The 21,494-nt window shown below is 60.7% G+C and carries 19 protein-coding genes; 11 read left to right on the top strand and 8 right to left on the bottom strand.

What is annotated here, in order from left to right; translation table 11 throughout:
• Nucleotides 1-102: 102 nt before the first annotated feature.
• Complete coding sequence (locus HKD24_RS01875) at nt 103-1,308, top strand: mechanosensitive ion channel family protein (RefSeq protein WP_194258773.1); 1,206 nt, start codon at nt 103-105, stop codon at nt 1,306-1,308.
• Here HKD24_RS01875 and HKD24_RS01870 read toward each other — a convergent pair.
• A complete protein-coding gene (locus tag HKD24_RS01870; RefSeq protein ID WP_194258772.1) occupies nt 1,300-2,841 on the bottom strand; it encodes an amino acid permease in 1,542 nt (513 codons plus the stop codon). The two genes, HKD24_RS01875 and HKD24_RS01870, sit on opposite strands and share 9 nt — an antisense overlap.
• A 38-nt stretch (nt 2,842-2,879) precedes the next feature.
• Nucleotides 2,880-3,722, bottom strand: a complete 843-nt coding sequence (locus HKD24_RS01865; RefSeq protein WP_194258771.1) for an undecaprenyl-diphosphate phosphatase — start codon at nt 3,720-3,722, stop codon at nt 2,880-2,882.
• Nucleotides 3,723-3,881: 159 nt separating this feature from the next.
• On the opposite strand from HKD24_RS01865, the gene HKD24_RS01860 reads away from it, so the two are divergent.
• Complete coding sequence (locus tag HKD24_RS01860; RefSeq protein ID WP_062510263.1) at nt 3,882-4,346, top strand: MlaD family protein; 465 nt, start codon at nt 3,882-3,884, stop codon at nt 4,344-4,346.
• A gap of 21 nt (nt 4,347-4,367) precedes the next feature.
• On the opposite strand, the gene HKD24_RS01855 is transcribed toward HKD24_RS01860, so the two are convergent.
• Both HKD24_RS01855 and HKD24_RS01850 read right to left on the bottom strand, forming a co-directional pair.
• Nucleotides 4,368-5,432 (bottom strand): ATP-grasp domain-containing protein, encoded by a 1,065-nt coding sequence (locus HKD24_RS01855; RefSeq protein ID WP_194258770.1) that lies wholly within the window; start codon nt 5,430-5,432, stop codon nt 4,368-4,370.
• A 5-nt stretch (nt 5,433-5,437) separates the two neighbouring features.
• The gene (locus tag HKD24_RS01850; RefSeq protein WP_041110405.1) at nt 5,438-6,004 is read right to left on the bottom strand and encodes a DedA family protein; all 567 of its coding nucleotides are present in this window, start codon (nt 6,002-6,004) and stop codon (nt 5,438-5,440) included.
• A gap of 182 nt (nt 6,005-6,186) precedes the next feature.
• On the opposite strand from HKD24_RS01850, the gene HKD24_RS01845 reads away from it, so the two are divergent.
• From HKD24_RS01845 to HKD24_RS01810, 8 genes are read left to right on the top strand one after another with little or no spacing between them, the layout of a single operon-like run.
• A complete protein-coding gene (locus HKD24_RS01845) occupies nt 6,187-7,170 on the top strand; it encodes a lytic murein transglycosylase (RefSeq protein ID WP_194258769.1) in 984 nt (327 codons plus the stop codon).
• Nucleotides 7,157-8,005, top strand: coding sequence for a septal ring lytic transglycosylase RlpA family protein (locus HKD24_RS01840; RefSeq protein ID WP_228124105.1), 849 nt, complete (start codon nt 7,157-7,159; stop codon nt 8,003-8,005). The genes HKD24_RS01845 and HKD24_RS01840 overlap by 14 nt, the downstream gene beginning before the upstream one ends.
• Entirely contained in the window at nt 8,002-9,276 is a 1,275-nt protein-coding gene (locus HKD24_RS01835; protein WP_194258767.1) for a D-alanyl-D-alanine carboxypeptidase family protein, read from the top strand. The genes HKD24_RS01840 and HKD24_RS01835 overlap by 4 nt, the downstream gene beginning before the upstream one ends.
• A gap of 4 nt (nt 9,277-9,280) precedes the next feature.
• Nucleotides 9,281-9,925, top strand: a complete 645-nt coding sequence (tmk, locus tag HKD24_RS01830) for a dTMP kinase (protein ID WP_194258766.1) — start codon at nt 9,281-9,283, stop codon at nt 9,923-9,925.
• Complete coding sequence (locus HKD24_RS01825; protein ID WP_194258765.1) at nt 9,922-10,845, top strand: DNA polymerase III subunit delta'; 924 nt, start codon at nt 9,922-9,924, stop codon at nt 10,843-10,845. The genes tmk and HKD24_RS01825 overlap by 4 nt, the downstream gene beginning before the upstream one ends.
• A gap of 30 nt (nt 10,846-10,875) precedes the next feature.
• The gene (gene metG, locus HKD24_RS01820) at nt 10,876-12,411 is read left to right on the top strand and encodes a methionine--tRNA ligase (RefSeq protein WP_194258764.1); all 1,536 of its coding nucleotides are present in this window, start codon (nt 10,876-10,878) and stop codon (nt 12,409-12,411) included.
• A complete protein-coding gene (locus HKD24_RS01815) occupies nt 12,408-13,193 on the top strand; it encodes a TatD family hydrolase (RefSeq protein WP_194258763.1) in 786 nt (261 codons plus the stop codon). The genes metG and HKD24_RS01815 overlap by 4 nt, the downstream gene beginning before the upstream one ends.
• Nucleotides 13,190-13,987 carry an MBL fold metallo-hydrolase gene (locus HKD24_RS01810; protein WP_194258762.1) on the top strand — a complete coding sequence of 266 codons (798 nt, stop codon included), beginning with the start codon at nt 13,190-13,192 and terminating at the stop codon, nt 13,985-13,987. Before HKD24_RS01815 ends, HKD24_RS01810 begins: the two co-directional genes overlap by 4 nt.
• Here the strand turns inward: HKD24_RS01810 and HKD24_RS01805 are convergent.
• Complete coding sequence (locus HKD24_RS01805; protein ID WP_194258761.1) at nt 13,984-14,502, bottom strand: hypothetical protein; 519 nt, start codon at nt 14,500-14,502, stop codon at nt 13,984-13,986. The two genes, HKD24_RS01810 and HKD24_RS01805, sit on opposite strands and share 4 nt — an antisense overlap.
• 44 nt (nt 14,503-14,546) lie before the next feature.
• Nucleotides 14,547-16,172, bottom strand: coding sequence for a porin (locus HKD24_RS01800; RefSeq protein ID WP_407646345.1), 1,626 nt, complete (start codon nt 16,170-16,172; stop codon nt 14,547-14,549).
• A 583-nt stretch (nt 16,173-16,755) separates the two neighbouring features.
• Here HKD24_RS01800 and HKD24_RS01795 point away from each other — a divergent pair.
• A complete protein-coding gene (locus tag HKD24_RS01795; protein WP_194258759.1) occupies nt 16,756-18,186 on the top strand; it encodes a peptide MFS transporter in 1,431 nt (476 codons plus the stop codon).
• On the opposite strand, the gene HKD24_RS01790 is transcribed toward HKD24_RS01795, so the two are convergent.
• Both HKD24_RS01790 and HKD24_RS01785 read right to left on the bottom strand, forming a co-directional pair.
• Nucleotides 18,183-20,756: a cation:proton antiporter gene (locus HKD24_RS01790; RefSeq protein WP_194258758.1), complete on the bottom strand. Its 2,574-nt coding sequence runs from the start codon at nt 20,754-20,756 to the stop codon at nt 18,183-18,185. The genes HKD24_RS01795 and HKD24_RS01790 overlap by 4 nt on opposite strands.
• A gap of 49 nt (nt 20,757-20,805) precedes the next feature.
• Complete coding sequence (locus HKD24_RS01785) at nt 20,806-21,426, bottom strand: thiamine phosphate synthase (RefSeq protein ID WP_194258913.1); 621 nt, start codon at nt 21,424-21,426, stop codon at nt 20,806-20,808.
• Nucleotides 21,427-21,494 lie beyond the last annotated feature (68 nt).

Genomic DNA, 21,494 nt, shown 5'->3' with positions numbered 1-21,494 from the left:
AATGGCGTGGGTGCCCGTGGCATTTGAAGTATCACTGTTTTCCATTCTGCGCGGCTCCCTGCGGCGCGTCCTGTTTTTTCGCGGCAAGGAGTCCTTCCCCTGGTGACGCAACACTTCGTCAGCACCCTGTTTGTCATAAGGTCCTACTTCACCTGGCTGCCCGCTTCCGTCGTGTCGGTGCTGATGCTGGTGGTTGTGGGGGTGCTGGCGTTCTATTGCGGCAATCTTGTCACGACACAGCTCCTGCGGATCCCGGGATCGCGCAAGGCCGCACTGATCCGGCGGATCGTCTCGTCCCTGCGCAGGCCCACACGGCTGATGGTGGCACTTCTGGCCATGCTGTCCGCGCTGCCGGCCGCAACGGGGTTTACGGCGGCGCAGGAAGACGATCTTCAGCTTTTCTTCCTGTTCCTGCTGATCCTGACTTTCGGTTTCTCGGCGATCATGGTCTTCCGGATCATGACGGAAGTCTATCTCAACCGCCTCGCAGCGCGCGAAGAGACCGACGACATCATGATCCGTTCGCATCAGACGCAGATCCGCGTCCTGCGACGGCTGACGGAAATCCTGGTGGGCATTGTGACCGTGGCTTCGGCTCTGATGCTGTTTCCCTCCGTCAAGCAGTATGGGCTGTCCCTGTTCGCGTCGGCAGGGGCGGCGTCCCTGATCGTCGGTCTGTCGGCGCGCGGATTGCTGACGAACCTGATCGCGGGTGTGCAGATTGCACTCACCCAGCCGATCCGGATGGAAGACCTGATCATTATCAATGGCGACTGGTGCTGGGTTGAGGAAATCAACGCGACCTATGTGGTGCTGCGGGTCTGGGACTGGCGGCGGCATATCGTGCCGATCTCGTATTTTCTGGAAAACCAGTTCGAGAACTGGACGCATAACTCCGCGGCCATCATCGGTGTCGTATTTCTATGGGTCGATTATCAGGCACCGATGGACAAGATCCGCGAGATACTGAACGAGATCGTGCGCGGCTGCCCGCTGTGGGACGGGCGCGTGTTCGACGTTCAGGTGGCGGATTGCGATGCGCATGTCATGTCCATCCGCATCATCGCCAGTGCCCGTACGGCACTCCAGAGCTGGGATTTGCGGTGCGATATCCGTGAGAAAATCATCGCCCGGATCCGCGATGAATGCCCCGAGGCGCTACCCCGGTCGCGTTTCTCCATGATGCCTCCCGCAGCCGAGGCTCAGGAGCCCTGGGAGCGGATGGCGCCCCCGATCAGCCGGCCACCGCCGGGAAGCTATATGGGTCCGGGTATGGGGCCCGGCAGTTCGTCGATGTCATCAGACTGAGGGCTGCTCGGGGCGCATTTTGGAATGGCGCCGTCCGTAGAAGACGTAAGTTGCAAGGCCCAGCGCCAGATAGGTCACCAGAAGGATCAGCGGGACCGGATTGCCGCTGGTGACGGCGTGCACCATGTCCGAGACCAGTGGAATGGTCATCACCAGACAGAACAGGATGCCAAGTGCGGGTGTCGTGCCGATCCAGACCCCGCGGATGCGGATGCCGCCGAGCGGGACGCTGAAGGGGCGTACAATGTCCGGGCGCGTGTTGCGCTGCCAGATGACCGTAAAGCAGACAATTCCAAACGCTGCCGCCGTGCCGATGGAAACGAGGTCGCTGATGATGTCGATCGGTAGCGTCGCGGTGATGAGGGCCACGACCAGACCAAGGACAATCGTTCCGATCCACGGTGTGCGGAATTTCGGATGGATCAGGCAGAAAATGCCCGGGATCAGACCATCACGGCTGATGGTGAGCAGAACACGGGACTGGGCATACATCAGGCCCATCAGAACCGAGCACAGGCCGATCGTGGCGCCGACATTGACCAGCAGGGACAGCCAGGGTGTGTGCATGATCTTTACGGCAATGGCGAGCGGGTCAGGGACGTCCAGCTCACGATAAGGCACGATGCCAAGCAGCACGGTTGCGACGATCATGTAGACGATGGTGCAGATCAGCAAACTGCCGATAATGCCGATCGGAACGTCGCGTGTAGGGTTGCGCGCTTCGGCTGAGGCTGTGGAGACGGCCTCGAACCCGACATAGGCAAAGAAAATGACCGAAGCCGCGCGGAAAATGCCGCGCACGCCGTAATGGAAACCGCCTTCACTGGCGGGAATGAACGGATGCCAGTTTGCCGGATTGACGGCACCGATGCCCAGCGCCACGAACACGAACAGCACCCCGACCTTGAGCGCCACGATCATGGTGTTGATCCGGGCTGACTCTTCGACGCCTCGGACCAGCAGTGCCGTGACGAGAAGTGTTGCGGTGAAGCCGATCAGATCAAACCGCCACCCTGCGCCGATCCGGGCACCTGCCGTGCCGGCAATGGGCTGCAGGGTCGCCTGCGTCAATGATGCGGGCATATGAATGCCAGTAACGCCAAGCAGCGAACTCGCATATCCCGACAGGCCGGCCGCGACAGCGGAACACGAAATGCCGTATTCAAGAAGCAGCAGCCAGCCGACCATCCAGGCAGCCTTTTCGCCCATCGAGATATAGGCATAGGAATAGGCTGAACCCGACACAGGCAGGGTCGAGGAAAGTTCGCCGTAGGAAAATGCCGTAAACAGGCAGGCGAGGGCGGCGATAACGAATGAGATCAGGACGGAAGGACCGGCATATTCCGCAGCGGCCGTACCCGTCATGACGTAAATGCCAGCGCCGATCGTGGAACCGACGCCCAGAATGATCAACTGTGTTGCCGTCAGGCTCCGTTTGAGACCGTTCGTGTCGTTTTCGAACAGGACCTGTTCAAGGGTCTTGCGACGACTGGGACCGGAGGCATCAGGAGAAGATTGTATCGAAGCTGGCATGATCCGCAATGTGCCGCGAAAAACGGCGGCTGGAAAGGTCAGAGAAGAATGACGGCACCGGCAAAAAGGCCCGCCACGATGCAGTAGATTCCAAAGGGCGTCAGCGCCCAGCCATCATGGTTGCGAAAGAAGCGCAGCATTAGCAGCGAACAGATCAGCGCCGTCAGTCCCGCGACGACGGCACCGGCAACGCATTGCACCATGACGTCATGCGAGATTGTCATGTGACGCATCTGCCAGGCCTCCCGGACCGTGGCGGCCAGCACGATGGGCTGGGCCATCAGCAGAGAGAAACGCGCAGCTGTTTCATGATCCAGTCCGCGCAGCAGGCCGCCATTCATGGTCGCTCCCGAGCGCGACAGTCCCGGCAGAAGCGCAAGACACTGCCAGATGCCGATGATCACGGCGTCCTTGGGCGCAAGCGTGGCGATGGGCTTGTGATCGCGATGACCTTTCTGGCGCCGGAGCCATTCCGTCGCCATAAGCAGAAAGCCATTGAGGATCAGGAACCCGGCAACGGCGAGAGGGGTACCGAACACGGCGCGCAGACGGTGTTCCAGCAGCCAGCCAACCAGCACGGCAGGAATGGTCGCAATCACGAGCAGCCCGAAGATCCGAATCGCTTCCATCTGCGCGTAGCGGCCATAACGGCCGAACATGCCACCCAGAATGGCTATCCAGTCCCGCCAGAAAACGCCTGCCAGCGCGACCAGCGTGCCCACATGGAGCATAGTCAGGAACGGCAGGAACATGGGCGCGTGTTCGTCCAGATCCCAGTGCAGAAGCGCGGGCAGGAGAACGGCATGGCCGAGGCTGCTAACCGGGAAGGGTTCGGTAATACCCTGAACGATGGCGAGAATGAGGGCCTGGAGAAGCGTCATGGAGCCTGTATCGGGTGGAGGCCTTCGTCACAAAGGCGGAAAAGCAGATCACTTGCCTCATGGTGGCAGGCGACGCAACCTTGGACGTAACCTTGACCGGGCGGTCAAGGGAGGACTAACTCCCGTTCTGTTCAAGATTTTCCAGAAGGCGAGGCTGGCATGCAGTCAACATTGAGCGGCCGTGGGGGCGCCATCCTGGCCAGTGGTCTCGTTCTGGCGATCGCCGGAACATTCCTCGTCTATGGCAACGCCTTGCGCAAGGGACCTGATTTTCAGGGCGAGGTCCTGCACGCGGCCTTTAATTCCGCGAATGGCCTCCACACGGGCGCGAATGTCGATCTCGCAGGTGTGCCGGTGGGACGTGTCGTCTCCATCACGCTCGATCCGCGCACACAGATGGCCGACGTGGCCTTTACGGTGGACCAGCGCCTGCATCTTCCCGTGGATACGGCCGTAGGCATCGGTGCGCCGACCATGACTGCGGATAACGCCCTGCAGATTCAGCCCGGCCATTCCCGCACGACACTGTCCAGCGAAGGCAAGATCACCGATACGCGGGATCAGCTTTCCCTGGAGCAGCAGGTCAGCAATTACATCTTTGGTGGCGGCAAGCTGGGCCAGTAAGGCCAGCCTGCCGCGCTGGATTCAGTCGTTCAGCGGATAGGACGCAAGCAGCCGACGCTGCTTGCGCCAGGAATGCAGCATCGAGAACGCGCCTGACGTTTTCCAGCCCCGCGCCCTGTTGGCAGCGCCGATCAGGAACGTCTGACGGTAATGTGAGAACTGGGCGCGATAGGCTTCCCAGAGCGTCGTGCGACGGTCCCAGATATGAGTGGCCTCGGAGCCGACGCCATTGATCTCGATGATCCGGAAGTTCTCGCCCCGGCGCAGATCCTCAATGGAAGCGGCTTTCACGTCCACCCGGCCGAAATGGAAATCCGGAATATCCTTCATGATGGCATCCAGCCGCACGGTCAGAGCCTCGGTCGTATCGGCGCGACCATCGCGGAAGACGGAACCCTTGCAGTGGTTTCCGGCAAAAACCAGCGGCATTTCCTCACCTTTGGCAAGGACGTTCTTTTCCTTGCCAGCCAGCCGCGGCAGATAGATCTGCGGAACAAGGCCCATGCGCGGATCCCGCAGGATCAGTTCCTCGATCGTGGAGACACCATCGCCCGTCAGGATCGGCGCTTCCTTGTAGGTGATGGACGTGATGCGGCCACGGGGTTCGTCGGGGTGACGGATATAGAACAGGCCTGCCTCAACCGGATAGGTGATGAGCTCCTGAACCAGCATATCCACATCATCGGGGAACTGCGGCAGGACGGCTTCAAGCTGTTCGCGGGACTGGACGAGTTTTACGCCCGTGCCATTGCAGCCGATATCGGGCTTGATGACGACGGGGAAGGACAGGCCCTTGCGCTCCATGGCGTCCAGCGCCCGGCGTTCCGAGCCCTTGCCGCTGCGGAAGACGACGTAGGGGGCAATATAGGACTGTGCCGTGGAGCCGCCCATATCGAGGATCGAGGACTTGCTCTCTCCACACAGGCCACCGGTTTCAATACGCGGATTGGCGGCGGTCGAGATGCTGAGGTCGCGGTATTTGATTCCCATGGCGATCCAGTACAGGACGATGGGGGTGTAGAAGATGGATCCGGGCCAGAATTCGAAAAGGGAGAGCGGGTTCTGGTCGGCTTCTGACTTGGACATTGCTGTTACTGGCTCACGGTCTGGAGACGGGCGATCAGGCGCCCGACGACAACGATACACAGGACAAACCCCGCCAGTCCGGCCCAGCGCCAGCCGCCCTGATGGGCGAGCAGCCAGCCTCCGACTCTCATGGCGAGCAGGAAAAGACACGTTGTCCAGACCAGCGTAGCCAGAACTGCGGTCATGGCAAAGGGAAGGAACGGCGCGCGGAAAAAACCGCAGGCGGTATAGAGCGGCAGTCTGGCGCCGGGCACGAAGCGGGAGATGGCCACGACGCGGATGACGTTCGTGCTGAACCAGTCCTGTGTACGTTCGCGTTTGGGAAGGGTCAGGAACCGCTTGAGGTAAGGCCAGCGGGCACCGGCGGCGCCAAGCCCGTACAGGCCCATATCCCCGACCGCCACGCCGAAATACAGCGCACCCAGGGCGAGGGGGATGCTGACTTCGCCGGCGCGGGCTGCAATCGCGGAAAGCACCGTTGCCACGTCTTCAAGGATGAAGGTGCCAACAATGATGGTGGCTGCCTTCAGCCAGGCTGGCTGGGAGGCCATGGCAGGGCCGATGGCAATCACGATTGGGAAGGTTCCATGAACATTGAGGCGCCGGTTTCGCACGCCAGCGCGCCAACGACAATCTTGCCCTGCCATATTTCGGTGCGAATGACCTGCGACACTCCTTTGGAGGCTGGCGGTCCGTGCTGCGGATTGCTAGCGTATGTCCTATCATTTCTACCCGTAAGGGATCATTCCTGACCGTGCTTCAACGACGCCATCTGCTTGCGGCCCTGACCTCCGTTGCCGGCTCGGCGGCAGTCGGGTTTTCGTCCGCCCGCGCGCAGGATTACAGCGCTTTTCTCGCCAGTGTCCGGGCACAGGCCGTGGCGCAGGGACTGTCCCCTTCGATCGTTTCACAGGCGCTCAGCCTGACGACGCAGCCCAACGCCTCCGTCCTCAAGCTCGACCGCCACCAGCCGGAGTTTACTCTGACCTGGGCGCAGTATCGTGATCGCGTCCTGCCGGAGTCGCGTTTTGCAAAGGGACGGAGCGTTTACGCGGCCCAGCAGTCCGTGATGTCTCCCGTCAGCGCACGTTTCGGATGCGACGACCGCGCCGTCATGGGGATCTGGGGGCTCGAGTCGGGATTTGGCGCGCATGACGGGACCTATTCCGTCATCGACGCGCTTGCGACGCTGGCCTTTGACGGACGGCGTTCTGCTTTCTTCCGTAACGAGCTTATGAAGGCGCTTCAGATCCTCAATGACGGTGATATCGCACCCTCGGCCATGATTGGCAGCTATGCTGGTGCCATGGGGCAGGCGCAGTTCATGCCCAGCGCCTATCTGCGCTACGCGGCGGATGGGGACGGGGACGGCAAGCGCAATATCTGGACATCGGAAGCGGATGTGTTCGCCTCCATCGCCAATTATCTCGGCAAATGTGGTTGGCAGGTCAACGAGCCTTGGGGACAGGAAATCACACTGACCAAAGTGCTCGACAAGGCGGAAATCGGCCGGACCCGTCAGCGGACGCTGGGCGAATGGATGGCGCTGGGCGTGCGCCGGGCTGACGGGACGGCATTCTCGCGGTCCGATGCACAGGGTGCTGTCGTGCAGCCTGATGGTCCGAACACGCAGGCCTTCATGGTCTATCACAACTTCAACGTGATCCGCCGGTACAACCCGTCGGACTACTATGCGCTCGGCGTCGGGCTTCTGGGGACCGGAATTGTCTCTGCGTAAGTACGGGGCCGCTCTGGCCCTTCTGCCGCTGCTCGCATCCTGCCAGCGCGACGAGCCGGCACCTGCGGTCCATCCGCATTACGAACTGGGTGATGCCTGGCCTGGCACACACGGATGGTTCTATCCGAACGAGCAGTTTGACTATCACGCGACAGGACTGGCGACGCGCGAACACGCGCCTGCCTCCGGCCTGACGGCTGATGGGGAAGCTTGGTCTGCGGACGGGATGACGGGGGCGCACCAGACGCTCCAGCTTCCGGCAATCGTCAGTGTCCGCAACCTTCTGAACGGCCGGATCGTACGCATCCGGCTGACGGATCGTGGACCGGCTGATCCCGGACGCATTATTGCACTATCTCCGAAAGCGGCGGACCTTCTGGGCATGACGGCAGATACACCTGTCGAGGTTACGGAAGACGAAGCGGTCAGCCGTGTGCTGGCGGAAAAGCTGGTGAAAGTGCCACCCCAGAATATTTCGGCAGCGCCTGTCGGAGAAGTTCGGGCGACCTCGCTGAGTGATGGCTCCTCGCAGGTCTATGGCAACGACTCGTCTGCCGAGACAAATTCCGTTCCTGTCGGGCCATTGCCTGCGACATGGACACAGGGCAGTCGGGGGCCGTCGGGGCTTTATATCCTGATGGGAATATTTTCTGGCAGCGCGACGGCAGCAGGTGTTGCAGCGCGCTGTGGTGGCTCGGTCCTGCATGCGCGGGAGGCCGTCGGGCTTGAGTGGCGCGTTCTTGGTGGACCCTATTCCGACATCGCACAGGCTGATGCGGCACTGGACCACACCCGCCTGTGCGGGGTAGAGGGCGCGCGGATCATTGTGGAATGACGGCCGGTTGTCTGAAGGCCGTGGAACTGGGGACGAACGTGCGGACTAGACGCTCTCTTTTCGGTGGGGTGGCAGGTATTGCGGCCTGTGCTTCTTTTGCGGGACCCCTGAAGGCGTTCGCCCGCCCGCACCGTCATGCGGCTCACGCTGCAAAGGCTGCTGCGGCCGCTACGACAGACGCTCCGGTCGGAACGCCTGCGAATACGCCCATCGGTCCGTTCGATACGGTGGCGCGCTGGGCTTATGTCGTGGATTACGATACGGGCGCGGTCCTGCTCGACAAGGCCTCCGACGAGCGCATGGCACCATCTTCGCTGACGAAGATGATGACCGCCTATATCGTGTTCGGCATGCTGGCCACGGGTCGCATCCGTCTGGAGCAGAGCCTGCCGGTCAGCGAAAAAGCATGGCGTACGCAGGGCTCCAAGATGTTCGTGCCGCTGGGCCAGAGCGTTCTGGTATCTGATCTGATTCAGGGCATGCTGATCCAGTCCGGCAATGACGCCTGTATCGTTCTGGCGGAAGGCATTGCGGGTTCGGAAGAGCGCTTTGTCGCGATGATGAACGAGGAAGCACCGAAGCTCGGCATGATGAACTCGCACTTCCTCAATGTGACGGGTCTGCCGGCGGATGGTCATTACATGACGGCGCGCGATGTCGCGACGGTGGCGTCCCATCTGATCCGCGATTTCCCGCAGTACTATCATTATTTCGGCGAGCTCGAGTTCACCTACAACCATATCCGTCAGGGCAACCGGAACGTGCTGGTGGACAAGGGCCTCGCTGACGGTCTGAAGACCGGTCATACGGATGCGGGCGGTTTTGGTCTGTGCGCAAGCTCCCAGCGCAACGGCAACCGTGTCATCGTCGTCATCAACGGCACATCGTCGAGCAATGAGCGTGCCCATGAGGGCGAGCGTCTGATGTCCTGGGCGTTTGCGAATTTCGAGAACGCCACGCTGTTCCGTCGCGGGCAGGTCGTGGATTCCGCGCCGGTCTGGATGGGCGAACACCGTCAGGTCCCGCTGGTCGCAGGCGCCGATATTGTCATGACGCTCCCGGTGGGCTGGCAGCAGCGCTCCCATATCGGGGTGGATTATGCCTCTCCGGTGATTGCGCCGGTGACAAAGGGACAGGTCTGCGGGGCACTGGTGATTTCCGCGCCGAACATGGCTGACATCCGCGTGCCGCTGGAGGCTGGCGAATCGGTCGCAAAGCTCGGACTGGTTGCCCGCGCCATGACGCGTTTGGGCCATGGTCCCGCGCAGTAAGGGCATGACTGGAAAAGGACTGTTCATTACGCTCGAAGGCGGCGAGGGTGCGGGGAAATCCACCCAGGCCCGCCTTCTGGCCGAGGCCCTGCGTGCGGAAGGACATAAGGTTCTTCTGTCGCGGGAGCCCGGTGGAACGCCGGGCGCGGAGGAAATCCGCAACCTGCTGCTGTTCGGGGAGGTTGATCTCTCCTGGCGGGCGGAAATCCTGATGCACATGGCCGCCCGGTCGGACCATCTCGACAACGCCATTCTGCCGGCGCTTGAGCGGGGCGAGATCGTGGTCTGTGACCGCTTCCATGACTCGACACTGGCCTATCAGGGCTATGGCATCGGGCAGGGTGCGCCCGAGGTTCTGGCGTTCCTCAAGGGTGCCCGCAAACTCGTGGACTTCGAGCCGGATCTGACACTGATGCTGGAACTCCCCCGGACGCAGGCGCTTGCGCGTCTGAAAGCCCGGGGCGGCCAGACGGACCGTTACGAGGCTCAGGCAGAAGCATTCCATGAGCGTGTTCTGGCCGGGTTCGATGCGATTGCGTCGGCTGATCCGGCGCGCGTGAAACGTGTAGATGCTGGCCAGACGCCCAAGGCCGTTAGTGCGGCGCTCCTGCAGGCCGTGCATGAAAGCCTGTCGGTTCAGGGCGTGTGAGCGATCCGCGGCATACTCTGGATCTGTATGGCCATGCCGAGGCGGAGGCGACGTTCCGGCAGGCGCTGGCCGGTGGCAAGCTGCATCATGCCTGGCTGATCTGTGGCCCGGCGGGGATCGGGAAGGCAACGCTGGCTTTCCGTCTGGCCAGACTGCTTCTGAATGCGGAAAATCCGGATTCCTCGCAGGCGCGTCGCATTGCAGCCGGAACACACGGGGACCTGCTGGAAATCTCGCGGGTCGTGGACGAGAAAAAAGGCCGTCTGCGGGGCGAAATTACCGCCGCGGATGTCCGTCCGGTCCAGACGTTCCTTCACCATACGGCGACCGAAGGGGGTTGGCGTGTGGTGATCGTGGACGGGGCGGAATATCTGAACCGGTTCGCGGCCAACGCGCTGCTCAAGATCCTAGAAGAGCCCCCCCCGCGCTGCATCCTGCTGCTGACCACGTCCTCTCCGGGCGCGCTCCTGCCCACGATCCGCAGCCGCTGCCGGATGCTTACACTGTCCGCACTGTCGGACGCGGATATGCGCGCCGCACTACCGGGCATCTCTGCGGATGTGCTGGCGCGGGCGCATGGATCGCCGGGCCGGGCACTCTTTCTGTCGCAGGACCGGGACGGGGCGATTGCCTCATTTGTGGCGGAAATCCTTGCCGGACAGGTGCGTGGATCGGAAACCATGGCCCTGAGCGAGCGTATTGCGAGAGAGGCTGAAGGTTTCGCATTGCTCTGCGATTTGCTAGGCGAGGGACTGGCAGACCGTGCGCGCTCGGCAGCGCGGCGCGGGGATCTCGCAAAAGCCGATCTGACGGCGCGGCAGTGTTCCGAACTGGACACGCTGAGGCGTCAGACCGAAGGCTTCAATCTGGACAAGGCCCAGGCCATCCGTCAGGCAGCGGAACTCGCTTCCGGCAGCTGAGATGGTCCGGGCGTTATGAAACGAGTGGACATGACGCGGCGCTTCACCATCACGACCCCGATCTTCTATGTGAACGGCGCTCCGCATATCGGGCATGCCTATACCTCTATTGCGGCCGACGTTCTGGCCCGCTTTCATCGCCTGAACGGCGAAGAAGTCCTGTTCGTTAGCGGCACCGACGAGCATGGCCAGAAGGTCGAGCAGACGGCTGTCGCCAAGGGTATGGACCCGCAGGCCTATGCCGACGAGGTTTCAGCTTCCTTCCGCCAGATGCAGAAGGACATGGCGATCTCGACCGATGAGTTCATCCGCACGACCGAAGAGCGCCACAAGGGCGCGGCCAAGGCGCTGTGGGAAAAGGTTGCGGCGAACGGACATATTTATCTGGGCGCCTATGAGGGCTGGTACTCGACGCGCGACGAGGCGTTCATCGGCGAGGACGAACTGGTCAAGAAGCCTGACGGGACGTTCGTGGCCCCGTCTGGTGCGCCGGTCGAGCGCGTCAAGGAGCCGTCCTATTTCTTCCGTCTGTCCGATTTTCAGGACCGGCTTTTGAAGCTCTACGAAGACAATCCCGACTTCATCGGCCCCGTCGGTCCGCGTCGTGAAATCGAGAGCTTCGTCCGTCAGGGCCTGCGCGACCTGTCCGTCAGCCGTACGAGCTTCAAATGGGGCGTTCCGGTTCCGAACGATCCGGACCATGTCATGTATGTCTGGTTCGACGCGCTGGCGAACTATCTCACGGCCGTCGGTTATCCGAACCTTGATGACCCGCGGGCGAAGTTCTGGCCGGCGGATGTCCATATCGTGGGCAAGGAAATTGCTCGCTTCCACTGCGTGTACTGGCCGGCCTTCCTGATGGCGGCTGGCATTGATCTGCCGAAGAGCGTCTTCGCCCATGGCTGGTGGACGGTCGAAGGCGAGAAGATGAGCAAGTCTCTCGGTAACGTCCTCGACCCGAAGGCGCTCGCTGACGAATTCGGGCTGGATGCGCTGCGCTTTTTCCTGATGCGCGAAGTGCCGTTTGGCGGGGATTCCAATTTCAGCCGCCGCTCCATGATCACGCGTACGAATGTCGAACTGGCGAACGATCTTGGCAATCTGTGCCAGCGTACGCTGAGCCAGGTGGCCCGCAATCTGGGCGGCGTTCTGCCTGAAAGCGGCACGCTGACCGAAGACGATCAGGCCATGCTGGCCATGGTGACGCTGCTGCCGACGATCATGTCCGAACAGATTGAGCGCAAGGCGATCACCGATGCGCTGGAAGAAGTCTGGAAGGTCATCCGCGCCGCCAATTCCTACATCGACCGTCAGGCGCCCTGGGCCCTGAAAAAGACCGATCCGGAGCGTATGGCGGACGTGTTGCGGGTTCTCGTTGACATGATCCGCGGGATCGCAACCATGCTTCAGCCTTACATGCCGAACACGATGGACCGGATGCTGACGCAGCTCGGTGTGCAGGAAAATGAACGGACATTCGCGGCCCTCGAAACGCCACTGCCGGCGGGTCGCACGCTTCCCAAGCCGGAAGGTCTGTTCCCGCGTTTTGTCGAGGAAGAGGCATGACGGGACTGATCGACACCCACTGTCATCTGGACAAGCTCGACGACCTCGCGCCTGCTTTCGAGCTGGCGCGGGAGTCGGGCCTGTCCGGCATGATCACGATCGGGACGCGCTTTTCACAAGCTGATACGCAGATCGCCCTGACTCAGCATGACACGCCGGATCTGCGGATCTGGTGCGCAATCGGCATTCATCCGGATTATGCGGGCGAGGAGCGTCTGCCGTCCGTCGAGGAACTCGTCGCCAAGACCGAAGCGCCTTCCGTTGTGGCAATCGGAGAGACGGGGCTGGATTATTTCCATAGCGGAGACGAGGCCAAGCCAGCCCAGCACGCCGCGTTCCGCACCCATATCGCGGCCGCACGTCAGACGGGACTGCCGGTCGTCATCCATACCCGCAACGCCGATGACGACATGATCGCCATCCTGCGTGACGAACACGCCAAGGGTGCCTTTCCGTTCCTGATCCATTGCTTTGCGTCTGGTCCGAAACTGGCGGAAGCGGCGCTGGAACTCGGGGGCTATATCAGCTTCTCCGGCCTGCTGACCTTCCCGAAATGCGAGGAAGTCCGCGAAGTGGCGCGGATGGTTCCGGAAGACCGCATTCTGGTCGAGACGGACAGTCCGTTCCTCGCACCTGTCCCGAAACGTGGAAAACCCAATACGCCGGGTTACGTCGCCCATACGGCCGCCCGACTGGCCGAAGAGCGGGGCATGTCTCTGGACGAGATCGCGCGGATCACGTCTGAAAACGCCCGTCGTCTGTTTACGAGGATCGCTGCGTGAAAGTGACAATCCTTGGATGTGGTGGCTCTGCCGGCGTTCCCATGATCGGGGGCGAGGAGGGACCACGGACGGGGATCTGGGGCGCCTGCGACCCAACCGAGCCGCGTAACCGGCGCACACGCTCCTCAGTCGTGATTGAAGGTGAGGGCGGTTTCCGGCTTCTGGTGGATTCCGGGCCTGATTTTCGCGATCAGATGCTGAACTGCGGCCTGAGCCATGTTCATGCGGTTCTCTATACGCATCCGCACAGCGATCATATCGGCGGCCTCGATGAATTGCGGGCCATCAACCGCGTGATCGAAACGCCTCTGCCGCTGCTGGCCACGCCGGATGTTCTGGAAGAACTGCGCCTGCGTTATGCCTATGCGTTTGCGCCCTGGAAAGGGCCAGAGTTCTACCGGCCTGTCTTTGACGAGCATGTCGTGCAGCCTGGAGAGACAGTGACGTTCCCCGGTCTGACAGCTCGGATTTTCGAGCAGCGACACGGTCGAATTGCGTCCCTTGGCGTGCGTTGCGGAAACTTTGCCTACAGCACGGATGTCGAGACGCTTTCGGAGGAGTCCCTGTCGCTGCTTGAAGGCGTGCAGACCTGGATTGTGGACTGCTTCCAGTACGAACCACATCCGGCCCATGCCTGGCTTGGGCGTGTTTTGGAATGGCGTGAACGGCTCGGCGTGGGGCACGTGGTTTTGACCCATATGGGGCCGGATATGGATTACCAGACCCTGCGCCAGACCTTGCCGGTAGGTGTTGAACCAGCCTATGACGGAATGGTGCTCGACCTTCAGGCTTAATGCGGGGTGCTGGTCTGTATCGGGCTGTCCGTGGCGAGAACGATCTGTCCTCCCGGGCGCTCGACCGGTTCGGCTGGCGGGACTGATGGATTGAGCGGATACCGTGCGCCATCAAACCGCATGCGACTGGTGACAAGAGCAGGGCGCCCATCCGGCAGTTTGCCGGAATAGGACACTTCGAGATCATGCCAGCCCTTTGACAGATGCGGCAGGGCACGAATGGGCAGGTGAACCAGCGTCATGCGTGACAGGACCCGCCAGCCGTCGCTACTGTTCGTGAGAATGAAGAGCATGCAGCCCCCGGTTACTCCACACCATGTGCTGTCCCGGGCATAGACAAGATATTGCCGTGTCGTACCGCTCCCGTTCAGCACGACATCCACTTCCTGATAGAGGGACAGTCCAAGCTTTGACTTGATGATGTCCTGCATTGCGGTGGCAGATGCGGCTTCCGCCTGTCCATGGAGCGCAAACAGGGCGCTCAGGACAAAGGGAAGAGGCGTTTTGATGGACACTTCCTTTTGAAAGACCGGGCAGGGGAATGCCCGGTCTTTCAGGCTCAGAACGTCATCATCGCACCGGCGGACATGGTGTGGTCGCTTTCGTGAGCGATGCTGTGGGAATCCGATTCTGTATGGGCATATTCGCCCACGATCGTGAACCAGTCCGTCAGATTGTAATAGATCGCTCCGACTTCCGACTGGTTGCGCCGGACCATGGACGGATTGTCTTCGCCCGGAGCCTGATAGAGGTTGCTGACGCCATAGCTGCCAACAAGCTTGAGCTTGGGCAGGATCTTGTAGGCCGCCTGAACATAGTAGCCTTCGGAGTCACGCTTGCGTCCGTCGGCAGATACGCCATCGAAGAAGATGCCAGTCGTACCAAGACCACTGCCATAGTAGTAATAGGCCACGCCTTCAAACGGGCCGCGCGAAACCTTGACGCCAACGTCGCCGGCCTCGACCGTCGTGCCTTTCCGGCTGCTGCTGCCAAGGGTTGCGCTGGTCAGGTTCTGCTGGTGCTGAACGAGGAAGCTGCTCCAGAAGCGGGTCGTAAAGCCTGCGATATTGCCATCATAGGTGACCTTGCCCTGAAGCATGGGAGAGCTGTGCTGGGTCGTGGTTGCGGAGATGCCGCCGCCGGCAAAGTTGAACTCGTCGAGTGGCGTCATGATGCCAACGGAGGCCTGGAAGCCTTTCCATTTCGGCGAGATATAGGTGATCTGCGGCAGCCAGTCGGTATAGACGTAACCCACGCCGATACGGCCCAGAGACGTGTTGGCAGGATTGGCGTTGCTGCCGGTACTGCCAACGCTGAGAAGCGTGGCGTCGTTCAGGATAGCGTCAGACGCGAACAGCGCAATGTCGCGACCCAGCTTGACCGTACCGAACCTGTCGGTGCCAGCGGTCATGTAGACCTGACGAAAATCGAGGCCGGCCGTTCCAAGGCCGACTGGGCTGCCGCCCGAGTTGGCATTGAAGGTGCTGGGATTGTTGTTGTTGATGCCGGGATACATGCCGAAGACAGCACCAAGCTTGATCCCGTCCTGAACCGTATTCAGCTTGAGGATCAGACCACCGGGCAGCAGGCCGTTACGGACAGACGAGGAGTCAAAGCCGCTGCTGCCGGTCGAGACGCCACCTGCGACCGGGCGACCACCGCCGGGGCTGTTATAGGTGTAGTAGGCGTTGACGAAGCCCGAGATATTGATATCGATCTGGCCGGCCTGGATCGTCACACCTTTTCCCGCGACATAGGGTTTCACGCGCACGATGCTGTCCGGATTATAGGTCCGGCGCGCTTCCAGAAGCGAATTGCGGGCGTCCTGTGCACTGGCCGATGCATCCATGGCGGCACGGCGCGCGGCGGAAACGGCGGCGATGGTCGTCACATCCGGGGGAGCCTCCAGGCTGCTTCCTTCGTTCTGGGGCCCATAGCGCATGTAGCGGTTGCGGTGTCGTGAGGGGGCAGCGGGTGCGCTGTCATCGTCACGTTGCAGCGAAGGATGTGAGTGATGCTGATGATGGGCCAGCAGCACATTATATTCCGAGCGGGTCAGACTGCCCTTGGCCCTAAGAATGTCGAGCAGTTCCGTATAATCATCGGCCCATGCGGCGTTCGGGAGGACGGAGAGTGCAGCAATGCAGAATGTGCTTCCCAGAAGGCTCAGGCGGCACAGGGACATAGATGGCATATAAACAGCCGCTCCCGCGGATATACCGACGATCGCAATGCGGGCGCTCACCGGCAGATTGGACTACACTGCTTTTCCTAGCGCGAATGGAGACATTCTTCGCAACAATAGGATGTGTTCTCACAAAAACGTCAGAAATTCATGGTTTCCAGATATATTAGTTGGCATAATATATCTTATACGACATGCGTGTGAGAACGGCCCTGCCTGAGGCTCGCAGCTCATCCATTTTGTTCACCATGATTCCTGAACGCGCAAAATCCGCAGTTTTCAGCCATTCCTCTTATGGCAATAAGCCATAACTCTGTCTTTCCCTAAGCTAGCTTTGAATCGGTCCGCATAACGCACGGACATTTATGCTCTCGAAAGCTGCTGGGCAACGCATCTATGGCAAAAAGCCACAGATCGAAATTTAGGACAAAATGCCACATCTAGAACATGCACCTGTGGCACAATGGCAAAATGCCATAACTAATGCCCTATGGCATTTTGCCATCCCCTCTTCTCTGCCTCTTTACCTCACCGGCTTTCTGCCTCTACGCAGGATCTTCTTCCCCTGCGCATATGAGGCCGCATGACCGAGATCATTCCTCAATCCCCAGCCGTCGAGCGGCCTGCGGTCTCAAGCACGCAGCAGGAACTCTGGGGCCATCCGATCGGTTTGTGGGTGCTGACACTCACCGAAGGCTGGGTCGGTTTCTCGCTTTATGGAATGCAGGCCATCCTGGCGCTGTACCTGACGGATCATCTGCTGCAGCCGGACCATGCGGGACATGTGCTGGGTCTGGCGCCGCTTGAAACTCTTGTTTCGGCTCTTTACGCACCTGTCGGAACCCAGGCTTTGGCTGGCGCCATTACGGGCCTGTTCCTGGCTCTGATTTACGCAACCCCTCTCCTTGGCGGTTTTCTTGCAGACCGCGTGCTCGGCCAGACAAGGACCATTCTGCTGGGCGCTATCCTGATGACAGCGGGACATTTCCTGATGTCGTTCGACTGGAGTTTCGTGCTGGCGCTCGGCCTGCTGCTTCTGGGTCTAGGTATGGCGGGCGGTCTGCGGGCGCAGGTGGGCGCATTATATGCCCTGACAGACCGACGACGCTCGGACGCCTATCAGATCTACACGATGGGACTTCAGGTTGCAGTCATCGTCTCCCCGGTCCTCTGTGCGAGCCTGGCGCAGATCGAATGGCACTGGGGATTTCTGGCCGCGGGTCTGGGCATGCTGATCGGGCTGGTCGTCTATCTTGTTGGGCGTCGCTGGCTCCCCGCCCCGTCTCTGTTGGCGCGGACTGCCCCTGATGCGATCGGGACTGAAAAAAGGCCGCGCCCTGCCCTGACCTTGCAGGAAAAGAAAACAACGATCCTGCTTCTTGCGCTCGTTCCTGTCATGGCCGTGGGCGCTGTTCCGAATTCCGAGATTTTCGATGGCTATCTGCTCTGGGGGCGTGAACATTTCCAGCTTCACCTTCTTGGATATGAAATGCCGGTCAGCGATCTCATATCCCTCGACGGCTTCATCAGTACCCTGTGCGCCGTGCTCGTCCTCTGGTTCTGGAAAGCCTATGCGCGCCGACGTCAGGACCTGTCGGAAATCGCCAAGGTGGCGCTGGGAGCTTTCATAGCAGCTTTCGCGCCCCTGATGCTGGCTCTCGGAGCATGGCTGAGCCCCGGGCCGCATGAAGTCAGCCTGTTCTGGGGGCTGGCTTTCCACATCATCAATGATATCGGGTTTTCGATGAATTACGCGATCGGCATGGCGCTTTTCTCACGCGCCGCACCTGTCAGTCTGAATACCATTCTCGTCGCCTGCTTCTCGCTCCATCTGTTCCTGTCCAATCTTCTGATCGGAAAGCTGGCGACGCTGCTGGGCCGCATTTCAGATGTCTCGTTCTGGCTGCTGCATTCAGGCGCTGCATTGCTGGCAGCGGCGCTTCTTGGCTTCTGCGCCGTGCGATTCCGCGATCTGCTGGCACCCGGAAAAGAGACCGCGCCGCCCGTTCCTTAAGGCGGCGCGACCAGACGACGCATCTCGGTGGCCGAAGCCGTCGAGACCGCAGCGCCGTCCAGCGTCCGGACCGTGACAGGCGTAAGCAGCCCATCTGCCCTCTTCTGGCTACGCTGTATGATGAGGCGCTGAACGATGGGATAGTCCTTCAGCAGCCTTTCAAACACAGGACGTGGAATGGCGAGCAGATGGCTGAACTGCAGGGAGCGCACTGTCCCCGGCATGACATCGTTCCGGATGACAGACGCCGCCCCGATCAAATCCCCGCTCCCGAAAAGCAGATCCCGTTCCGCAAGATTGACCTCTGCCAGTCCTGCGACCTGCGCATAAACGAAGCGCACGCGCTGCCCACGCTTGAACAGGACTTCACCAGGCGAGACAAAATGCATCGAGACCTTGCCTGCGAGCTTTTGCAGCACATTGTCAGGCACGCCGTTAAAGGCAGGAAACGCCCGGAGACGCTGCTCGATACCGCTCTTGAGATTGAAGCGCAGAGGCGCATCAAGCCGGGCACGCTGACGCTCGATCTCGCGATGCAGTTCGCGGTGCAGTTCTTCCGAAATCAGATTATCGGCTTCCAGCGCATCATATTCCTCGTCCTCCAGACGCAGTGCGATCTGACGCAGGATACGGCTCTCCAAAGCCTCTGAATAACCGGAATAATGCAGACGCAGCGTTTCAAGCGCGTCATCGAGAAGCTTGCGCTGCCGCCCCAGAACCTCGGACACGATTTCCGTGATGCGCGGGCCGAGCGTCGGTTCCATGCGCTGGCGGATAAAGCGCTGGAGCGAAAGTGAGACGAGATGCGCGATGATGAGCATCTCAAAACGCTCCATCATGCAGTTCGTCAGCGGCTCGTCGATATGAAGGCGGCTGTGCAGTTCCTGTGCAATCCGGAAGCGCCAGGACGGCTGAAGACGCCGCTTGAGCGCACGGACATAGCCATACCGCCCTTCCAGACGGGCGCCGTCAGCCATGGCCTCTGCTGTTCGCAGCAGGGTCTCCATCACACGGCGGGACAGCCCCTGAATGCGGAACAGATCCAGCAGCAGGGAGCGCTCCTGATTGGCGATCGTAATCAGGGCGATATTGACACGGTTACGGTCACTCAGGGCGGACTCAAAATTATTGGCCGCCCTCTCCTTCTCGGCACGTCGCTCAAGACGGCTGATAACGCCTGCACGCGTCTGTTCGCTGAAGCCCAGTTCTTCCGAAAGCTCTCGTGTCCGTTCAGCAACCTCGCCCAGTCCAATTCCCACGATCTGCTGGCGGATGGCCTGATCGATCGGTGATAGCTGATCCAGTTTGAAGAACAGGACGAGAGCCCGAAGCGTAGTCCCGTTGACCAGAAGAGTGATGAGAACAAAACCGGTGGCAATAATACCGACGAAATGCGCAACCGGGCTCGAAACACTCTGGTTTTCGGTCACGGCTAGGGCAAGAGCGAGCGTGATGGCGCCACGGATGCCACCCCACGCCATCGTCGCCTTGAAGGGGTTCGGTACCGGCGGAGACAGCTTGGTAACAGCCAGCAGTGGCAGCATGCCGAAGATCACCGCCGCACGGGCGATCAGACCCGCGAGGCTTGCGATAATGATCAGCACGAAATCCCATTTCGTCATGCCGATCAGCAACCGGGGCACGAGCATGGCCGCCAGAAGGAAGACGAGCGACCCGGCCCAGAAGACGAGCTGCTCCCACATTTCGTTCAGGAAGCGCCAGACCTGCGGCCGGAAAGTGGACGGCCCGTAAGCAGAGACCGTCAGACCTGCCGCCGCCGTCGCCACAACCCCGGAAAAGCCGAGCATTTCATCGCACAGGATATAGACTGCATAGGGCAATGCCAGCGTTAGCGTGACCTCGGAGGCCGCCGATCCTCCCAGCCCTGCAATCAGCAGCAGTGTGAGGCGCGCCAGACAGACGCCGACCACGATTGCTCCGATGAAGGCCGTCAGGAAGTCCATCAGCGCATCGGCCAGATGGATCTGATGATGTGATGTTACGGCCGCGAGAAGGATCGAGAAGATGGAAATGGCCGCCGCGTCATTGAGAAGCGCCTCACCCTCGACAAGCCGCGTCAGGCGCGAAGCCGCACCGATTTCCCGGAAGATTCCCGCCACGGCAGAAGGATCAGTCGTGGCGACGATGGAGCCAAGAAGCAGACAGACAACAAGGCTCTGTTTGGCAAAGGGATAGAGCGCAAAACCGATCGTCGCGGTCGAAACGATGACCGCCACCACAGCCAGCAGGAGCACCGTCGCCGTCTCATGCGCCAGACGCCGGACATCAATGGCCATCGCACCCTGGAAAACTAGGATCGGCAGGAAGATCAGCAGGAAAGCTTCACTGTTGACGGGAAAATAGATCAGCGCCTCGGCAGCCCCGTCCAACAGATCGGTTGCAGAAGAGCGAACGATCAGAGACGCAACAAGCCCAAGCCCGATCCCGGTCAGAGCCAGCAGAACCGCCTCGGAAATCTCAAGACGTTTCGCGAGAGGCTGAATGATGCTGACAAGCGTGAGCAGGAACGCAAGCGCTAGGAGTACGGCCGCCAGTCCTGTCACCATCATCGTTGGTTCTGTCCCTTCATGAGATCGTCCGCAGACGGCTTATCGTGTTTCAAGTTGATATGGTCTCCCGCGAGACGGCCTCGAGCCAGCGCCGGACCTGTCCTTCCGGATCCTGATGGCCGATGAAGTCGCTCATGACGGCCACGGTATCGGCTCCGGCTTTGAGACAGTCTTCCAGACGGGACACGTTAATCCCGCCAATCGCGACAAGCGGAACATTTCCGCACAGCTTCCGCCATTCCGCCAGCTGCTTCAGCCCACGCCCCTCAAGTTCCACGCCCCGAAGCTGCGTGGACCAGACCGGGCCAAAGGAAATGTAATCCGGCTTGCAGGCCAGCGCCGTTTCCAGTTCCTCACGGGTATGGGTGGAAATCCCGAACCGGATGCCAGCTGTCCGGATCGCGTCCAGATCGGCCGTTTCCAGATCTTCCGGGCCAAGATGCAGCCACTCATAGCCCAGTTCGATGGCGGTCTGCCAGTAGCGGTTCAGGGCCAGAGACACATTGAAACGTGCGGCAAGTTCCTGGGCAAGCAGAGCCTGCGCCCTGATTTCCTCTTCCGGAAGGTCCCGCAGGTAAAGCTCGATGAAGCGCAGGCCTGCACCACCAAGCCGTTCCACCCAGCGGGGATGGTCAACGACGGCATAGATCCTTGACGGAAGGGAAGACATCACGTTCGTACTCCACAGGCCTGCATACAAGGTGGCGCATCATCAGACTGGACCATACTGTTACAGTT

The organism is Gluconobacter vitians, assembly GCF_015244565.1.
Taxonomy (GTDB): Bacteria; Pseudomonadota; Alphaproteobacteria; order Acetobacterales; family Acetobacteraceae; genus Gluconobacter; species Gluconobacter vitians.
Note: the sequence above shows the minus strand (reverse complement) of the source record. Positions and strands in the feature narration are given on the sequence as shown.